The sequence below is a fragment of the Niallia alba genome (assembly GCF_012933555.1).
In the GTDB taxonomy this organism is placed as follows: domain Bacteria; phylum Bacillota; class Bacilli; order Bacillales; family Cytobacillaceae; genus Niallia; species Niallia alba.
Genome location: NZ_JABBPK010000001.1, coordinates 761,977 through 778,395 on the forward strand (window position 1 = coordinate 761,977; position 16,419 = coordinate 778,395).

The 16,419-nt window shown below is 35.6% G+C and carries 12 protein-coding genes; 9 read left to right on the top strand and 3 right to left on the bottom strand.

The features are described 5' to 3' along the window. Positions 1 to 337: 337 nt before the first annotated feature. On the top strand, positions 338 to 568 hold the full coding sequence (locus tag HHU08_RS03845; RefSeq protein WP_169187832.1) for an excisionase family DNA-binding protein: 231 nt from the start codon (positions 338 to 340) through the stop codon (positions 566 to 568). A gap of 160 nt (positions 569 to 728) precedes the next feature. Further along, positions 729 to 1,853 (top strand): IS4 family transposase, encoded by a 1,125-nt coding sequence (locus tag HHU08_RS03850; RefSeq protein ID WP_036180785.1) that lies wholly within the window; start codon positions 729 to 731, stop codon positions 1,851 to 1,853. Positions 1,854 to 2,053: 200 nt separating this feature from the next. Here the strand turns inward: HHU08_RS03850 and HHU08_RS03855 are convergent, their stop codons facing one another. Then, the gene (locus HHU08_RS03855) at positions 2,054 to 2,365 is read right to left on the bottom strand and encodes a winged helix-turn-helix transcriptional regulator (protein WP_169187833.1); all 312 of its coding nucleotides are present in this window, start codon (positions 2,363 to 2,365) and stop codon (positions 2,054 to 2,056) included. Between the two features lie 143 nt (positions 2,366 to 2,508). On the opposite strand from HHU08_RS03855, the gene HHU08_RS03860 reads away from it, so the two are divergent. Next, entirely contained in the window at positions 2,509 to 3,363 is an 855-nt protein-coding gene (locus tag HHU08_RS03860) for a VOC family protein (RefSeq protein ID WP_169187834.1), read from the top strand. A gap of 109 nt (positions 3,364 to 3,472) precedes the next feature. Then, positions 3,473 to 4,312, top strand: a complete 840-nt coding sequence (locus HHU08_RS03865; RefSeq protein WP_169187835.1) for an STAS domain-containing protein — start codon at positions 3,473 to 3,475, stop codon at positions 4,310 to 4,312. A 594-nt stretch (positions 4,313 to 4,906) separates the two neighbouring features. Here the strand turns inward: HHU08_RS03865 and HHU08_RS03870 are convergent. After that, positions 4,907 to 5,614: an aspartate/glutamate racemase family protein gene (locus HHU08_RS03870; RefSeq protein ID WP_169187836.1), complete on the bottom strand. Its 708-nt coding sequence runs from the start codon at positions 5,612 to 5,614 to the stop codon at positions 4,907 to 4,909. Positions 5,615 to 5,870: 256 nt separating this feature from the next. On the opposite strand from HHU08_RS03870, the gene pdxR reads away from it, so the two are divergent. The 3 genes from pdxR (at position 5,871) to HHU08_RS03885 (ending at position 9,229) form a co-directional block, all read left to right on the top strand. Then, on the top strand, positions 5,871 to 7,289 hold the full coding sequence (gene pdxR / locus HHU08_RS03875; RefSeq protein ID WP_169187837.1) for a MocR-like pyridoxine biosynthesis transcription factor PdxR: 1,419 nt from the start codon (positions 5,871 to 5,873) through the stop codon (positions 7,287 to 7,289). 75 nt (positions 7,290 to 7,364) lie between these two features. Continuing rightward, entirely contained in the window at positions 7,365 to 8,405 is a 1,041-nt protein-coding gene (locus tag HHU08_RS03880) for a SepM family pheromone-processing serine protease (protein ID WP_016202240.1), read from the top strand. A 632-nt stretch (positions 8,406 to 9,037) separates the two neighbouring features. After that, positions 9,038 to 9,229: a hypothetical protein gene (locus HHU08_RS03885; protein WP_016202241.1), complete on the top strand. Its 192-nt coding sequence runs from the start codon at positions 9,038 to 9,040 to the stop codon at positions 9,227 to 9,229. Positions 9,230 to 9,291: 62 nt separating this feature from the next. On the opposite strand, the gene HHU08_RS03890 is transcribed toward HHU08_RS03885, so the two are convergent. Beyond that, positions 9,292 to 9,990 carry an FHA domain-containing protein gene (locus HHU08_RS03890; RefSeq protein ID WP_169187839.1) on the bottom strand — a complete coding sequence of 233 codons (699 nt, stop codon included), beginning with the start codon at positions 9,988 to 9,990 and terminating at the stop codon, positions 9,292 to 9,294. Between the two features lie 457 nt (positions 9,991 to 10,447). Between HHU08_RS03890 and HHU08_RS03895 the strand changes: the two genes are divergently transcribed. Beyond that, positions 10,448 to 13,159, top strand: coding sequence for a PBP1A family penicillin-binding protein (locus tag HHU08_RS03895; RefSeq protein ID WP_169187840.1), 2,712 nt, complete (start codon positions 10,448 to 10,450; stop codon positions 13,157 to 13,159). A 490-nt stretch (positions 13,160 to 13,649) separates the two neighbouring features. Continuing rightward, a complete protein-coding gene (locus tag HHU08_RS03900; protein ID WP_169187841.1) occupies positions 13,650 to 16,370 on the top strand; it encodes a tetratricopeptide repeat protein in 2,721 nt (906 codons plus the stop codon). Positions 16,371 to 16,419: the final 49 nt, after the last annotated feature.

Below are 16,419 nucleotides of genomic sequence, written 5' to 3' on the forward strand. Positions count from 1 at the left end.
TATGACTGTTATTCTGTAGATAGGTTAATGTCTTTAGAGAATACTCCTGTACTTTTTGAATCACAGGAAGTGTTTTCTATTTGGATAGATGATGAACTTGGAGCACTTACTTTTCTAGTTTTAGCGAAGAAAGACTGATAAAATATGAAAGAGAAACAACAAAAGATCATTACTAAAAATAAGCTGTTCAGAACGAAACTCATTTATTCATCCTCCTTTGATTGTGCCGATAATGTAACTATACCGTTTATTAATGAAGGTAGTATAAAGAAAGAGTTAAGTTTAAGTGGAGTCAGTGTAAAGAAGATTAGCAAATCGATAATTAAGAGGTGTTTTTATGTATTTATCAATGAAGGAAACCGCAGATCTGCTTTCCATTTCGGAAATAAAAGTAAAAAACTTAATTTTACAAAACCAAATCCGGGCCATCTATGATGGAACAGATTATCTTATTAATAAGGAGCAATTTAATACCCACTTTAAACAAGTAGAAACATATAAAAAATTCGTAGAAGAAGTATTAAATGAACCGATTCCCGAAGATTTGGACATTAAAGATGAGGATTAATTTCTTATAAGTAAATAGGATATATCACTAGCGTCGCATTAAAATAATTCAAAGCCCTTTATAAATCTGAATTTTCTGCAATATTATTCATGCACAAAAAAATCCTTTATAATGGTTGGGTGGTAGTAAACCATCCAAATCCAAAATAAAGGACATACGCATGGATAAGTTTACACGAAAAACATCATTTGAACAATGGCTTTCACCGATTTCCTCCACAAAACTAGAGGAACTTGTGGAAGCCTATCAATTAAATTACTATACAAAGAAGCTGTACATTGCTTCATTCTTGAAATTACTCGTATTCGCACAACTCAACGAAACCGAAAGTCTACGTGCGGTTAGTGATACGTTATTCTCGGATGACCTACAAAAAGCAACCGAACTAGAATCAATTAGCTTTTCGCAACTGGGACGCCGGCTAAATCAAGTGCCGACAGAGGTGTTCCAGCAGGTGTTTCTAGATTTAGTCGCGCAAATTCATAAGAAAACGCATTTTGAAAAGCGACGGAAAATGACAACACCACTGAAAATCATCGACTCAAGTACGTTACCATTGAACCTGAACAATCATAAATGGGCTGAATTCCGCAAAACAAAATCAGGCATTAAGCTCCATTTACGTCTTGTTTACTTAGAAAAGGGCTGTTCATACCCGGATAAAGCGGTGTTAACGAATGCGATTGAACATGATCGAGGTCAGCTAGAAGTACTTGTTGACGACAAAGAGTGCATGTATGTTTTTGACCGTGGTTACTTGGATTACAAGCAATTTGACCGTATGACAGACGACGGGTATTTCTTTGTCTCACGCTTACGAAAAAACGCCGTTACACATCAAATCGAGAAATTTCACCTTCCAAAAAATTCAACTGTTTTATCAGATGAAATGATTTCTTTGGGCACAGCACAAAGTCGGGCTGGTAATGAGTTTCGACTACTGAAAGTGATGGATTCAAAAGGGAATGAGCTGCACCTCATCACGAATCGTTTCGACTTAAATGCGGATGAACTCGCTGAACTGTACAAATCACGCTGGGCAATCGAGCTGTTTTTCAAGTGGATGAAACAACACTTGAACATCAAAAAGTTCTACGGACAAAGCGAACAAGCTGTCCATAATCAAGTGTACATCGCGATGATTGTCTACTGTTTAAACGTACTGGCTCAGTTGGGTACAAACAGTTCACGGACGTACTTACAAATTAGTCGGTTGTTAAAAGCAGCACCGTGGAAATCCGCACACATTTGGATTCGAAAAATAGCAGGAAGAGCTGTCCCGTAAAGGTTTAACCGTCTCTGTCGCCCTCGCCAAAGGTTATAGTGAAAAAATGGATGATTACTACCTCTGTTCACGTGTCTTCATTTTTCTTCTCAAACGGAAAAATAATAAAACAGAAAATTCAGTCAATATTTATGCGACGTTAGTGAGGATATATCTTTATTAAACGCTTGGCTTAATGGAGATATACCCTTATATTATGTTTATACTTCTAGCCACGAATGAGACCAATTTTCGATTTCTTTCATAATTGGTTTTAATGAACGCCCTTTTTCTGTTAGCGAGTATTCAATTCTAACAGGAGTTTCAGGGTACACTTCTCTTACCACAATACCTGCTTGCTCTAAATCCTTTAATCTCTCCGATAAAAGTCTTCCGCTTATGCCAATGGAGGATTCTATAGAACAGAAACGTTGAGGACCGTTTAACAGCTGATAAATAATTAAACCAGTCCAGCGTTGGCTTAAAATACTCATTGCTTTTTCAAACCGTGGACAAATTGACGAATGGTTCATTTTACATCCCCCCCTCTTAATAAGTATACAATAATTATTATTTTAAGTAAAAATATTATGAATCGTAATTAGATTACTTTACAATTGTTATTTATTAAATTAAAATTACTTACATAAAGTAAGTAACTTAGGAGGAAGAATAAATGGCATTTCATGACGATTCAACTATTTATGCGAGAACAGTAACATTAAAAGTATCTAATCTTGAAAACTCCCTTTTATTTTATACAGATATAATGGGGTTTTCTGTTGCAAGCAAAGAGAAGAAGAAAGCAGCTCTGTGTGCTGGAGCAGGGGAACCCTTTCTGTTCTTAGAAGAGTTAGAAGAGGTCGAGCCAAAAACGATACGCACAACAGGACTATATCATTTTGCTATATTAGTTCCATCAAGAGAGGATCTCGGTTTAGTATTAAACCATTTACTAGATACAGGATATCCATTGCAAGGGGCCTCAGATCATTTTGTCAGTGAAGCAATCTATTTAGCAGATCCAGACGGGAATGGGATTGAAGTCTATCGTGACAGAAAGGCAATAGAATGGGAGTGGGATGGCGGCCTCGTTAAGATGGATACAACCTATATGGATACAAAAGCGGTTCTTAAGTCTGCTAGAAATGGTCAATGGGGAGGGCTTCCTGAAGGAACTATTCTAGGCCATATCCACTTACATGTAGCGGAGTTAACAGAGACTGTTGATTTTTATGTGAAAGGATTAGGTTATGATATCGTTCAAAAATATGGTTCACAAGCGTTTTTCCTTTCAACAGGAGGATATCATCATCACATCGGTTTAAATGTTTGGAATGGAATTGGTGCTCCAGCTCCAAAAACGAATCAGGTCGGTTTAGCTTACTATGATTTGAAAATACCTAGCCAAGAAAAACTAGAAGAAATAAAACAAAGACTTACACAGTTAGGTGCATTAATTATGCAAAAAGAGGGTAAATGGTACACATCGGATCCTTCCGGAAATACTATTCACTTAACTGTCATTTGAACGTATAAAAGAATTGCTTAATTTCTCTTTTCTTATTAAACTTTTAATTAGATTATACAAAAATTTCAGTTTAAGTATTAATCAACATTTAATAGGGGTGAGGAATTAGTTGCACAATAATGAGGGCGTCTATCAATATTTCATCGACAATACAGAAAGACTAACAGAAGAATGGTATAAAAATCTAACAAAAAATGACCCTAAAGGTGTATATGCATCAACTGATTCATATACAATTGAAACAATAAAGAAGCAGAATAATGATTTTCATCATCGGCTTGCTGGTCTATTTATTAAGGACAAGGAAGAATTCCTTGAAGATATAAAGGACTGGATTTTTAAAATTGCGACCGATCAAGCACACTTAGATACACCTATTCATTTTATTATTCGTGAATTTATTCGAACGAGAGAGCAATATTTTCAATTGATTAAAGAATATGCAACAAAACATCATGTTGGGCAGGAGCGCGTCATTGAATGGAGTCATGGCGTTGTAAAGGTTCTAGATGAAATTATTTTGAAATACACAGAGGAACATCACAATTATTCAAATAGGCAACTAGTAGCACAACAGGAAATGATCAACGAACTAAGTTCTCCAGTCATTTCTTTAAGCAACTCAAGAGCGCTGTTGCCGCTTGTTGGAGATATTGATACAGCCCGTGCTGCTTCTATATTAGAAAATACGATTAAACAATGTGCAGAGAAGAAAGTATCCCGATTATTCATTGATCTATCAGGTGTAGTCATTATTGATACAATGGTTGCCCATCAAATATTTCAACTGATTAATGGTTTAAGCCTAATTGGTGTGAAAACGACGTTATCAGGTATTCGACCTGAAATAGCAACAACAGCTATACAATTAGGATTATCTTTTACAGATATTTCAATTGCTTCCACTCTTTCTAAAGCAATTGAGCAAGATGGTAACTTAAAAAAATAAGTTTATTTTCATTATTAGAAATCAGTGAAAGGAACGAGTGCTATTTTTGAAGTGCGCCCAATTTCTGTGTGCAAAAATTTATCGACTATTATGCATATAGGTGGATAAGGGACAAGTAAATTGTTACTTATTTGTATTTTAGTACGGAAAATTTTGCGACAGGAGTACCTTGTTGGCTCACACAATCTTACAGTTCACTGTAAAAGGGTTTGCCTGCCGTACTTGTTCTCTTTCATCGATTTAACAGTAGTTAATCTATTTTTCAGCTGTTATTAAAGTTGAAATCTAGCATTTCTGCTTCATCTATCAGCCGTTCTTGCGCGTTATAAACATCACTTGTGCTAATAGTGACATTTTCCACAGAGAAACCTACATTGCCTCATCTCGATTTAATACCTCATTAAGTTCTTCTATATAAATATTATTCCAAAGTAATCATTTCATTGTCTCGCTTCCTTTTCACCGAAAGAAGTTAAGCTGTATTATATAGAATTTAGATAAATGTAAAAAACTAGGGTGAAGGTACCCTAGTTAACAAATATTAATTTAAATTTGTTTCCTTCGATATAGGAATGGGAAGGATTTTAAGCTTCTTTATCTTAAAGTTAATTCTTTCGTAAGAGCAAAGGAAACAGCAGCTTTTGCATGTAAAAACGTTGTATCAAATAACGGAATAGAACTATCTTCTTGTTTAATAAGTAAAGGAATCTCTGTACATCCTAATATAACGCCTTCCGCCCCTTGATCGATAAGCTCTTCAATGATTCGCATATATGTTTTCTTCGATTCAGGAAGAATGATTCCTTTGCATAATTCATCAAATATGATGTGATGAACAGATTCTCTATCTTCTTTTTCAGGGACAATCGTTTCTATCCCTTGATCTAAAAGAGCCTCTTTATAAAAGGCATGCTCCATTGTAAACATGGTTCCTAATAAACCAACTTTTTTCAAACCAGCTTCTTTCGCTTTGTTGCCTGTAACCTCTGCAATGTGAAGCAAAGGAATAGATAAGGATGCTTGTACTTCTTTTGCCATCTTATGCATAGTATTTGTACAGATTAAGACAACATCTGCTCCTCCTGCTTCCAATGTTTTTGCGGCGTTTATCATTAATTCAGTAGCCTTTTCCCAATGACCAGCTTTTTGAAGGGCGACGATTTCTTCGAAGTCAAATGAATAAAGAAGACATTTTGCAGAGTGTAATCCTCCCATTTTTTCTTTTACCAATGTATTTATATATCGATAATAATCAGTAGTTGACTCCCAGCTCAAACCGCCAATAAGTCCAATTGTTTTCATGGTAAAACTCCTTTCGAGCATTTTCCCCATGATATCATGGTATACTGGTATAGAGTAGAGCCAGAAATTAAATACTTTTATAGTACCAGTTAGTCTTTATCCCCCCTTTACGGAAAGTAAGACTCCTCCCTCAAGGTTATGAGAATACAAGGAAGATAGGTGGGAGCTTAAAGGGCCGATTGGTTCAACTAACCGTTAGTGGGGAGGAAGGAAAAACCCCCACTGATGGAAGTTTCACTTTATTGGAGGATTTCTCATGATCTTTATCACGATTGACCGATCCAAATCAATTTCATTAACTCAACAAATTTATGATCAAGTTCGTAATGGCATATTGGAAAAACAATTAAAAGAAGGAGAGAAGTTGCCCTCGTCTAGAGAATTAGCAGGTTCTATTGGCGTATCTCGAAATATTGTTCTTGAGGCTTATGAGCGCTTAATTGCAGAAGGGTATTTGGAAGTTAGGCCAAATTCAGGGACCTTTGTAGCACAAGGCACCTCTCTTTCTTTTATAGAAAGAACAAAGAGGATAGATGCTCCTAGAAAAATGACCGAAAACCAGACGTATATAGATTTTAAAGCTGGCAATCCAGCAATAGATTATTTTCCAAGAAAAAAATGGGCACAATTAACAAAGGAAATTTGTTTACATTCTACTGAAGCCGTCTTTGGATATGGAGATGCATCAGGAATGAAAGAATTAAAGGATGCGCTTGTTGTTTATTTAAAAAGAGTCAGAGGAGTACAATGCAGGGCAGAACAGATTTTTATCACATCTGGTGCTACTCAAGGTCTTAAACTTATTACGGAAATGCTTGGTAAAGACAACAAAGCCATTGCTGTGGAAGATCCAGTAACAGATGAAATGAGGAATATATTTACCTTTGCTAATGCGGATATTATTCCTGTTCCCGTGGATGAGAATGGCATCGACCCAAACGGCTTGCCAAAACAGGCACCTAGCTTTGTTTTTGTTATCCCTTCCCATCAATTTCCGTTAGGCGGTATACTCTCTATTCAAAGAAGGCTTCAATTAATAGAATACGCTCAAAAGATGAATTGCTATATTGTGGAAGATGATTATGATAGTGAATTTACCTATGAAGGGGCACCTGTTCCGTCTATTCAAGGAATAGCACCGAACCATGTTATTTACGTGGGAACTTTTAGCAAAATACTATCACCTGGTTTGCGGATTGGGTATGTTATATTACCAGAGGAACTAGTTGATTCCTTTGAGAAAATTAAATGGTTTTCCGATCGCCATACTTCTTCGCTGGAACAATTAGTATTAGCGCATTTTATCAGGGAAGGATATTTAGATCGCCATGTACGCAAAATGAAAAAAATCTATAAAGAGAAAAGAGAACGATTAGTTGCAGCTATTCAGCAAAATTTCCACAACGCTACAATTATTGGTAAATCAGCAGGCATGCATCTAGTTGTGGAGATTCCAGGTATAGACTTTCATTCAGCCTTAATACATAAAATGGAACAATTTGGCGTGAAGGTATATCCAATTGAACAATATAGTTTAGAAAAAGGAAAGCATAAGGAAAGAATCGTAATGGGATATGGAGGATTATCGTTAGAGGAAATGGAAAAGGGGGTCCACTTATTACGAAGAATGCTAGAGGAGAATGGAAAAGCCTTTTTTAATGGAAAAACTATCTAAAATTCATTCTTTTTTAATGCAATGTATGTAAATATAATTATATATGTAAATTATTATCCTAAGGAGTATGTAAATATGAATAAATCAAGAAAAAGCATCTTTTCAAAAAAGTGGTTAACCATACTTTTTGGGGTACTCATTGTTCTCTTATTTATCCCAACCCCTTATTATTTAAATCAGCCAGGCTCTATTGAAGCACTTGCACCTAAAGTGACAGTAGAAGATGGAACAAAATCAGAAAAGGGAAGTCTTAATTTAACAACTGTTTATTCGATTAAAGCTAATAATCCCTATATATATTTGTACGGATTAGTCGCACCACATACAGAAATCCGCAAAGAAGAAGAAGTAAAAGGAAATCTTAGTGATGCAGAGTACAATAAGCTATTGCTCCACATGATGGATACTTCCAAGCAAAATGCTATTATTGCTAGCCTTCATGAAGCAGGAAAGAAAGTTGAGTTTAACTATAACGGGATTTTCGTTGCCCAAGTATTAGAAAACTCTAAAGCAAAGTCTATTATCGAAGTTGGAGATATTATCCAAAAGGTAGATGGCAAAGAATTTACGAAAAGTACAGAGTTAATTGCTTATTTAAGAGAGAAGCAGGCAGGAGACAAAGTTCAGTTAGAATTTATGCATGGGAAGGAAAAGAAGGAAGCAACTGTTGAAGTAATTGAATTAGATAAAAAGACAGGTCAAGTTGGAATTGGTATCGCTCCTGAAGATAATATGACAATCAAGCCTTCTATTGACGTTGCGATTAATAGTGAAAATATTGGTGGTCCCTCAGCTGGATTGATGTTTTCATTAGAAGTGTATAATCAGATTGTAGAAGAAGATTTAACAAAAGGGTACAAAATTGCAGGCACCGGAACAATGGATGCAGAAGGAAATGTTGGGCAAATCGGCGGAATTCAGCATAAAATTGTCGCAGCACATAAAGAAGATGTAGATATATTCTTTTATCCTCGAGATATAACGGAATATGACACAAATGAAAAGGAAATTAAAGAACAAGTGAGAGAAGAAGGATATAAAGATATTAAGATTGTCCCAGTTAGTACATTAAAAGAGGCAGTTCAGTATTTGGAAAAGCTTCCTGAAAAGAAATAATCTTTAGTGGGAGCACCGCTGCTTTTAAAGACCATTTAAATGATAAAAATTGCTTAGTTAGAATCTCCTTCATTTATTTAAGGAGATTCAGTTTGTCGACAAAAAGATTTTTAGAAACTTACATTGAATTTTCATGTGTTGTTTGGAGAGAAAGGGGGTGAGACTCCTACACTTCGCCCCAGGAGTCTCAGACTGTCTCGCTAATCCCACAGGAGCGTCCTCTTATTTTCCAGTTATTTAAAATAATGGGTAAAACCACCTGTGATAAGTCTGAAATAAGTTTAAAAAAATTTTTTTATTTCACTAATAATCAACTACAAACGTTGGTATATCAACTTTTCCGGAGGGAGTCTACGTGTATTCCGGCTGCTTTGTATTTCCTACTAATTATATTTCCTTTAAAAAATGATGGAACGAATTGGTTTCACTACTAAATTAGAGATTGTTCGTCTTTATTCATTATACATTTTGTTTTGTCCTGGCCTCTTTACGTCTTAAGAGGCATGTTGCTGTAATCATAGATGATTTCTCCTAAATTTTAGCGTTTAGAAAAGAAGGAAATGGGAAAGGTATATATAGAAGTGGAAAAGTACGAATGGATTGCCGCCACGGCACTTACAAGGAGGTTCACCATGTCAGAATTTATCAATGGTCTTTTTAATATTCTTTATGGAGCTTTTGGAGTGCCTCTCCTTTTAATCGTTCTTATTATTCTTGTCATTGTTGTATCACAAAGAAGAAGAAAAAAGAAAATGAAACAAGAAGATTGGATGGGGCATTCCCCTGTAGAGAAAATTGAAAAAGAGGATGAAAAGAAAAAATAAGGAAGAGCCTAAAAAAGGCGACAAACTCTCTAGCGTTTGTCGCTTTTTTTTGCCAAATCATTTTAAATCACGCTATTTTTTTCATTAATAAAAGAAAGAATATATCCTTTTCCTCTTATGTTTTCAATGCTAATGATAAGCTTCGTTTTTTTGCGTATTCGATAAATGATGGAATTGATTTCTTCATTACTTACATCAAACGTGCCTCCATAATTTTGGCTTCGCTCTGACCATACACATTGAATCAGGTCTTCTTTTGAGACAAATTGATCCTTATTTTTGATAAGAAAATCGATGCATTTAAACTCTTTCTCCGAAAATTTCCACGTTTGATTATACCAGGACAATTCTTGTTTGAGTGGATCGAGATAAAATTCCTTTGATAACCGTTTCTCTATCCCGTCAATAATCGGTATAATATCGGAAGTATCATCCACAATAGAAGCAACAGAAAGTTTAATTAAATCATTTGCTAGTGAAATTTTATCAGAAGCTTTGAGGATGGTCTCTTCGTGTGCATTTAAGCGTCTATGATTTAAAAAAGTTCCGTGCTTACTATTCAAATCCTTGATGTAACATTGATGATCTTTATAATAAATCGCAAAGTGCTTTCGTGATACAAAAATATTGCGAAACGAAAGATCAGGATCCCAGTTTGTCCCTTTTCTACCTGCAATCAAAATCGAGTTATTCAGTGGGATAAAGTCTCCCGCTTCAAATGGCGCCCCCTGTTCGACAATTAAGAATATGGACTGCTTCATATTTTTACTCCTATAAACGAATTATCATAAATGTATCATTCATTATCTATTGATTAATCATTATATTATTATGTAAACTTCAAAAAGAATTCTTCTCTTTTATCATATCAAAAAAACTGGTTGGTGGGTATGATTTACAAATCGGAAAAATCTCATTTTAAACGAATTTTTAAAGCAATAATCTATAACACTAAGACAGAGAAACAAAAGACAAATAAATTAGAATGGAGCCTATTCTCGCTACTAAATCATAAAAAAATTGGAAAATGAGGTGAAAAACCTGCTATTAAGAAAGTGAATATAGACAAAATCGATTAGTTTATCCCACTCTTAACGGACAGTAAGTCTCCCACTCAAGCATATGAGTATACGAGGAAGATAGGGGGGAAATCAACTGTCCGTAAAGGTCCGATTGGTTCAACTAACCATCAGTGGGGGATGAAGGAAAAACCCACTGATGGAAGTTTCACTTTATATTTCATTAGCAGTTACTCGAATGACTGAAAATAATCATTCTCGCGTTGAGCGAAGGAAAAAAATACAAGAAGAACAACGTTCATCAAAGAATCAGAAACCAAAGAAAAGATTTTGGAAAAAGTTCTTATATTTTAGCCTTATCGTTGGGATTGTGCTCTTTTTGATTGGAGTGGGAGCAATTATCTTGATTATTAAAGATGCTCCGAAGTTTGATGAAACATTATTAAAAAACCCTTTATCCTCTAGCTTATTTGCTAGTGATGGAAAAACAGTCATCGCCGAGGTAGGGGCAGAAAAACGTGATGATATCGGAATTGAACAAATTCCAGAGGTATTAAAGGATGCTGTTTTAGCAACCGAGGATGCTCGTTTCTACAAGCATCATGGAATCGATGTAAAACGAACATTGGTTGCAATCTTTAAAGTCATTACGACAAGATCGCTAGAAAGTGGTGGTGGAAGTACTATTACCCAGCAGCTGGTGAAAAATTCCTTTCTATCGATTGAGCAAACACCAACAAGAAAAATCCAGGAATGGTACTTGGCAATTCAATTAGAACGCCGCTTCACTAAAGAACAAATTCTAGAAATGTATTTCAACAAAAACCTATACGGTGGCGATGTATATGGAGTAGCAAAAGCATCTGAGCGTTTCTTTGGGCTGAATTTGGACGAATTAGATCAATTAACACTTGAACAAGCTGCGCTATTAGCGGGAATTCCACAAAGTCCGAATCGATACATGCCAACCGTTGAAGACAATCTTGAACGGGCAGAAACACGAAGAAATATGGTTCTTAACTATATGAATAGACATGGTTATATTTCCAAATCAGAAATGACAGAAGCACAAAGTATCCCCATCGAAGAGACGTTAAACATTCAGAAGCCGAAAGCAAATAAATATGAGGCATTTATGAATAGTGTTTTAAAGGAGGTACAAGAAAAGACAAATGCGAATATTTTTGAAGATGGATTAGAAATTTATACAACTATCGATCCGGACATACAACAATTAACAGAAGATGTACTGTCAACCAGTGATTATGTAAGCTTTCCAGATAATGAGAAGCTTCAAACAGCTGTAGTAATTACCGATACACAAACAGGAGAAATTAAAGCCATTGGTGGTGGGAGAAATTTTCAAATTAATTCCTATAATTATGCCACTATGATGAAACGTCAGCCTGGTTCGACGATTAAACCGATACTTGACTATGGACCTGCCATTGAAAAATTCAAATGGTCAACAGGGCACATGATAAAAGATGAAGAATATCATTACAGCGATGGGACGCTGATACGAAATGCAAGTCGTACCTATGCAGGAAGTAAGACGATTCGAGATCACCTTGTTTGGTCACGTAATATACCAGCATTAAAAACGTTTCAAGAAGTTGGCGTAGATGCTGCAACTGAATTTGCTAGAAGTCTAGGCTTCCCGATTTCAGATGAACAAAAAGGAAATGAGGCAAACTCCATTGGTGGAATAGATGCGGCTTCTCCACTTGTGATGGCCGGTGCCTACTCTGCTTTCGGTAATGGTGGTTACTATAGGGAACCCCATACCGTAACAAAAATTGTCTATTCAGATGGGCGTGTTGAGAAATTAACACCGGCTGAGAAAAAAGTAATGGCAGATTATACAGCTTTCTTAGTAACCGATATGTTACGGTCAGTAGTCCATTCAGGTACAGGAGCGAAAGCGAATATTTCTAGTATAGACCTTGCTGGAAAAACCGGAACGACGAACTTTGATGAACAAACCGTTACAAAATATAGCTTACCAAAAAATGCTGTAAGGGATGCGTGGTTTGTAGGGTATACTCCACAATATACTGGAGCCGTATGGACTGGGTTTGATAAAACGACATCTTCGAGTGACTATTTAAATAGCACAACGGACGACCTGTCCTTACTCGTTTTCAAAGCGATAATGTCGAAGGCGGCGACAAGTCAAGATCGATTTAAGCAACCGGACAGTGTTGGGAAAGTGGGAATGGAGTATTACGTAAAGGGTGGAGAGAAACCACAACCACCAAAACCTGCGACACCAACCGATTTTGGCGCCATTTATGATGAAGAAGCAAATCAAATTCAATTATCATGGAATCACTCTCCTTTTAGTGGTTTTGAAACAAGCTTTGAAGTTTCTTATACAGTAGATGGAAAAACAACAAACTTAACATCTACAAAGGATAAAAGCGTCGTCCTTCCAAATCCTGAAAAGGGAAAAGAATATGCCTTTACAGTTGTGGCAATTGTAGAAGGTGTAAAAAGTGATATAGCTTCAACTTCCATCACAGTTGAGGAACAAGCTAAAGCACCAAACAGTCCAAGTAATCTACAAGCAACTTATGATCAAGCATCAAATAGCATTTTGATTCATTGGCAACCTAGTAAGGAAGGTGAAAATATCCAATACATTGTTTCTTTTACGGTTAACGGAATCCCGCAAACCTTAGCACCGACGTCAGAACTACAAGCCACATTGATGGGGCCTCAGCCTGGACAAACGTATATTATTACGGTAACTGCCACAAATGAAATAGGTTCTAGTGAAGCGGTGTCTACATCTGTTACAGTTAATCCGACTCCTAATCCTGGGGGATGGGACGGAAGCGGAGATGATAATGGGCTTGGTGACATTATCCATCCTGATTCAAATGCTGTGAATGGTACAACTCCATAAGTTTAATAAGAAAATGGTCACCAGCTCTCCAATGGTTGATCATTTTCTTTTTTTCATATTCCGTTTATATCCAATAAAGATCCAGAGAAAGATTTTGAGATAGGTCTTAAGATGCAAGAAACTTTTTTTTTCGGATAAATAAAGAAGCGGAAAAAACAGGGAAGAAAGGTACGATTGGCACTAGAGGAAGGGAATAATAATCAGTAATCTAAAGATAATAGTGTCATTATACAAGAGTGAACATTCTGCATTCCTATTGTGAAAACTTAACTTAAACAAGAAAAACAGGTAGGAATACCTAACATTTTTGAAGGATCACTTGACTGTTATTATATTGTAAAGAGATTGAATCAGTTTCGAAATCCATGAAATAATCTAGTTTGCTACAATGAAGGATAGCCCTACATAAGACATAATGATGATAGTTGAGCATAAATATATTATTTAGAAATGGCAAAAAAACACTCTAAATGAATAGCAGGGGGAAGTTATGACATTAGAAAAAAAATTAATTGAAAAGACGTATTATGAAGGATATTTAAAAGATAGAGATGAGTCGCCAATTGAGGTTTTAGGACAATTATATATAGCAGAACAAAGAAAGAATGTTCCTGATTTAACTTCCATCCGCTTTGCACAAGGCGAATTATATTTTCAATACCATGACTATGAAGCAGCTATTTTTAAATGGGAAAACATTAGTAATGAATTAGAACCATGGGCAAAAAAAAATCTTGCAGATGCTTATTTGGAATTAGAGGAATATTCTACTGCTGAAAGCTTTTATAAATCAATCGTAACAGATTCAGAGCTTTTACAAACAGAAATATCTCTTCAGCTGTTTTCTTTATATTTCCAAAAAGGGAATCATGAAATGGCTTTAGGAATTATCAATAATCTAGTTGCTACTAATCCGGATTATGCCAATATACCAACTATTGCAAAATCCTATTATGAGGAGCAGCAAAATTGGGAAAAGGCAGTCGAACTTGCTGTTAACGAAGGAAAAAGAACAGATGGATTGAAATGGTATGATGCCTTGATTCATTATAGCAATTTAGGTGTTGTCCAGCAGTTTGAGCCTGCGTACTTTATGGAAAGTTTGAAAAATCTGCAAGAGATAGATTTTGCTACTTTTGAAAGATTAGCCATATCATTATGGAAAAACTATCAAGATACCCCCCACTATCTAACATGGGTAACTGTATTCAATAGCATCTATGAACCAGCGCCTAGTGAAGCGGAAGAAGGATTAGCGCATATTTTGCAAAGAGCGTATGCTCATTTAATTAGTGGCAATTATTCTATTAAAGAAGTGCAAGAAATCGTCCCAGCGCTTTTAGCTAATTATTTCTTATCTTCAACTGGACAACAGGTTGTAGAAGCAGGATCTGCAGTTTTAGCTTGGAATGAAATGTTTAAACAGTCGATTGAACATTCTGTTGTAGCGAAAGCAGAGATGGTAATTAATGAAACAACTGAAACGAATGTATCATTCCAGCAATTTATGAATTTATTTGAATCTATTATCACGTGGGCTGAGAAACATGATATTCCACTTGATAAAAAGTTTACTCAAAAGGTACAAGATTTTCTGCCAACGGATCATTATCAATTATTAATGGTGGGCTCAGCTGGCAGTGGAGTGAATGCATATATTAATGAGCTTGTAGGCGAAACCATTCTAGCGGAAGATGCAAATGCAATTCTAACGGTAAAAGATAACGATTATCTTGAAATTAACGAAGTAACTAATGCTGGTTTAAAATCAATTGATACACTCACAAATTTCTATAAGGAACTACTAGTTCAACAAGAAAGTCCGAGAGTATTTCAATTAGACACTCCTTCACATTATTTAAACCAAAATAGATGGACAGTGACAACTGCTCCTTTTGTTGAAAATGCGTCTTATGCAGATTATGCAATGCTTGCTGATAGTCTCTTATTTGTTATTAATGAACGATCCGTTTTTTCTTATAATGAATATGAACAGTTAAAGCAATGGAAGGAAAAATCACCATTTTTAACGCTTCAATTTTTAATTTATATCGATGATCTCGATAATGAAAAAGTAGCAGCAAAACGTTTGCAGAAGGCAACGTCTGCTATTCAGCATTATTTTCCAGATAGCAAAATCTTTATTTATTCCAAGCAAGAGGATAGAGAAGTTCAATTAGATGAAGTTAGTCGTTACTATCAAAACCATTTTACAGGCAGAAATATGAACGAAGAACGACTGCAAAGCTGTATTTCTATTATTCAAGATTTAATTACCAATCTATTGGATAAACGCTTGGATATGGAAGATAGTTTAAAGGCGTCTCTTCGACTATATGAGGAAATGGTTAGTAAGCTGACTGGAGCTAAAAATCAACTGATCGATATGGAAGCTGCTAAAAGTGAATTAATTACAAAGCAGTTTGATGAAATAAAAAAGGAAACACAAGAGGCCATTAAGAACGAGATTCCAGCTATTTTAAAAAGCTGTAAAGACTTTGTAAAAGAAGATAGTGATTATAGTAAGATGCATGTTTCTCTTAATGAAGAGATGAATAAACGTGTAAATCAGTATATTAATGATACATTATCACCACGCATTCATCGTAGCATTGAGGAGTGGATTCAAGCCTCTCATAAACAATTAGAAGATGGCCAACTATTTCTTCATGAGCTAAGTGAAGGATTTAATGGAATTTACAAAGAGCATCCTTTAGAGCTATCCTGTGACTTTGTGATTATAGAAGATTGGAAAAGAGATGCACGCCGATTATCAAGCGGACTTCGGATCGAGCCATTAAATATTTTCAATCGTTTTAATGCATCACAAGTATTTTTAAAGAGTGCTGGAAAGCTGCTTGGTGCGATTCAACAAAATAATAAAATGCTTCAGTCTAGATATCAAAAATACCTTGAAACAGAGGATTTTTCTGAAGTAGCATCATCTGTTTCGACAGCTGTTTTACAGCATTTTGATTTCTATGAAAAAGGATTGGAAAATGATATTAGAATGTTCTTTATCCGTCCAAAAGTAACACTAGAGCAATTTGCAGAAGAAAAAACAAAGGATATTGAAGAATACAAGGATTTATTAGAACGATTAAAGAATAACCCAGAAATGTTCCATGACCCATTGAAATTATTTGAATTACGCTTACTACAGTACGATTGGCTTGCCAATACATCAAAGCCAGTGACGACATGGATGTAAGGCAATAAAAAAAGGGAGCAGAATAGTCGATATATCGATTACTCTGCTC

What these genes read in the sequence shown, in the direction of transcription:
- pdxR (WP_169187837.1), top strand. Translation starts at nt 5,871, where the DNA reads ATGATCTTTATCACGATTGACCGATCCAAATCAATTTCATTAACTCAA.
- HHU08_RS03895 (WP_169187840.1), top strand. Translation starts at nt 10,448, where the DNA reads ATGGAAGTTTCACTTTATATTTCATTAGCAGTTACTCGAATGACTGAA.
- HHU08_RS03855 (WP_169187833.1), bottom strand. Translation starts at nt 2,365, where the DNA reads ATGAACCATTCGTCAATTTGTCCACGGTTTGAAAAAGCAATGAGTATT.
- HHU08_RS03900 (WP_169187841.1), top strand. Translation starts at nt 13,650, where the DNA reads ATGACATTAGAAAAAAAATTAATTGAAAAGACGTATTATGAAGGATAT.
- HHU08_RS03880 (WP_016202240.1), top strand. Translation starts at nt 7,365, where the DNA reads ATGAATAAATCAAGAAAAAGCATCTTTTCAAAAAAGTGGTTAACCATA.
- HHU08_RS03845 (WP_169187832.1), top strand. Translation starts at nt 338, where the DNA reads ATGTATTTATCAATGAAGGAAACCGCAGATCTGCTTTCCATTTCGGAA.
- HHU08_RS03850 (WP_036180785.1), top strand. Translation starts at nt 729, where the DNA reads ATGGATAAGTTTACACGAAAAACATCATTTGAACAATGGCTTTCACCG.
- HHU08_RS03860 (WP_169187834.1), top strand. Translation starts at nt 2,509, where the DNA reads ATGGCATTTCATGACGATTCAACTATTTATGCGAGAACAGTAACATTA.
- HHU08_RS03870 (WP_169187836.1), bottom strand. Translation starts at nt 5,614, where the DNA reads ATGAAAACAATTGGACTTATTGGCGGTTTGAGCTGGGAGTCAACTACT.
- HHU08_RS03890 (WP_169187839.1), bottom strand. Translation starts at nt 9,990, where the DNA reads ATGAAGCAGTCCATATTCTTAATTGTCGAACAGGGGGCGCCATTTGAA.
- HHU08_RS03885 (WP_016202241.1), top strand. Translation starts at nt 9,038, where the DNA reads ATGTCAGAATTTATCAATGGTCTTTTTAATATTCTTTATGGAGCTTTT.